The sequence below is a fragment of the Serratia proteamaculans genome (assembly GCF_004684015.1).
Lineage (GTDB): Bacteria > Pseudomonadota > Gammaproteobacteria > Enterobacterales > Enterobacteriaceae > Serratia > Serratia proteamaculans_F.
Map to the genome: position 1 here is coordinate 1 of NZ_SRIA01000012.1, position 2,147 is coordinate 2,147.

2 protein-coding genes are annotated in these 2,147 nt (G+C 49.9%); one reads left to right on the forward strand and one right to left on the reverse strand.

Annotated features, from left to right (window positions below):
- Positions 1-193, forward strand: a 193-nt coding sequence (locus tag E5C26_RS24700; RefSeq protein WP_206194254.1) for a hypothetical protein, incomplete at its 5' end; no start/stop codon positions are given.
- 83 nt (positions 194-276) lie between these two features.
- Here E5C26_RS24700 and proP read toward each other — a convergent pair.
- On the reverse strand, positions 277-1,779 hold the full coding sequence (proP, locus tag E5C26_RS09310; protein WP_135316041.1) for a glycine betaine/L-proline transporter ProP: 1,503 nt from the start codon (positions 1,777-1,779) through the stop codon (positions 277-279).
- Between the last annotated feature and the right edge of the window lie 368 nt (positions 1,780-2,147).

A 2,147-nucleotide genomic window follows, 5' to 3' on the forward strand; every position in this document is an offset into this window, starting at 1 on the left:
GCAAGGCGGTTTTTTTTGGCTAAACCAGGCGGTAAACAGATTAGCGAAGGCTTTCTATCCAATGGAAGATACGTGCCAGGCTGGGGGTGATATCACCAATGTTAAACATTGCGCCTATCCATACGGCAATCATGAGCGCCACTCCAATCACAATTGGCAAATCCATTTTACTCATTGGTGGAAACCTCGTTGAATAACTCACTGGCTCAGTGTAACAAACCAGCGTAAAAGTCCAATAAAAAGCCACCCGAAGGTGGCTGATTGGCAGAGCGGTATTTAGTCCAGTTTTGGGTGCTGGTCGACCAATGTCTGTTTTTTCTTTTCCAGCTCGGCGATCTGCTCGTTGATATCTTCGACTTTCTGTTCGATGTTGTCGTAGTTCTCTTGCAGCAGCTCTTTGGCTTCCGAGCGGTCCGAGGCGGCCGGGGTAGCGCCACGCAGCGGTTTATTGGCGGTTTCCTTCATGTACAGGCCGGTGACGAGACCGATCACCGCTACTATCATCAGGTAGTAAGCTGGCATATACAGGTTTCCGGACGACTCGACCAACCAGGCGGCTACCGTTGGGGTTGCACCGGCCACCAATACCGAAATATTGAATGAAATTGCCAAGGCGCTGTAACGAATGTGCGTTGGGAACATCGCGGGCAGAATCGAAGCCATCACGCCAGTGAAGCAGTTTAACAGTACCGCCAGGACTAACAGACCGACGAAAATCAAACCAATCACATTACTGTTGATCAAAATAAAGCACGGGATCGCCAGCGCCAGCAGGCCGATGCTGCCGCCAATGATAAACGGCTTACGGCCAATACGGTCACTGGTCATGCCGATGACCGGCTGCACGAACAGCATGCCGATCATCACGGCGATAATAATCAGAACGCCGTGATCTTCCGAGTAGTGCAGGTTATGCGACAGGTAACTCGGCATGTAGGTCAGCAACATGTAATAGGTCACGTTGGTCGAAATCACGATACCGACGCACACCAACAGGCTTCTCCAGTGCTTGGCCGCGATCTCTTTGAACGAAGTCCTTGGCGGGTTCTCGATAGCGTTGCGGTCTTCCTTCTCCATTTTTTCCACGTGCTGCTGGAATGCCGGAGTTTCTTCCAGCGCATGACGCAGGTACAGACCAATCAGGCCCAACGGCGCGGCGATGAAGAACGGAATACGCCAGCCCCAGTCGAGGAAGTTGGCTTCCCCAACAATGCTGGAAATCAGCACCACAACACCGGCACCCAGAACGAAGCCGGCAATCGAGCCGAAATCAAGCCAACTGCCCATAAAGCCGCGTTTTCTATCCGGGGAGTATTCGGCAACAAAGATTGCCGCGCCGGAGTATTCGCCACCGACCGAGAAGCCCTGCGCCAATTTTGCCACCAGCAGCAGCACCGGGGCCCAAATACCAATCGAAGCGTAAGAGGGGATCAGCCCGATACAGAAGGTGCTCACCGCCATGATAATGATGGTGATGGAGAGGACTTTTTGACGACCGAATTTATCGCCCATCGCACCAAAGAAGATGCCGCCTAACGGACGAACCAGGAAGGGAACGGAAAAGGTTGCCAGTGCGGCAATCATCTGTATGCCGGGCGTGGCACCAGGGAAAAATACTTGCCCGAGGGCGTAGGCCACGAAGCCATAAACACCGAAGTCGAACCACTCCATCGCGTTGCCTAATGCCGCCGCGGTTATTGCCTTCTTCAGCTTGCTGTCGTCGATAATGGTGATGTCATTAATATGCATCGGCTTATGACGTTTTTTTCTTAACTTCATATAATCATCCCTTAATCAATTTTAGTCGTACGTGAATTCGCGATCCTTCTGCCCAGTTATCAGTTTGGTTAATCTATGTGCTATACGCAGAGATCAACCATTGCCATTTTTTGTGTGATGCGAATCACGTAATATTTCAATTTTCACCGGGAATATGTCATTTAGGTGACTAATTATTTTGCATCTATAGCTTAACGTTATATCTTGCGGCGATCAAATTTAGCAGTTTATCTAATGAGTTTGCACCGATTTAGCGCATAAATAGATTAACTATTGTGCATGTTGATGGTTTTTTGTCTGGTGGGGGATGGGTTAAGTATAGGAAGAACTGCGGTAAAAACCGGCAATATTAATGCGTTCTGCAGCTG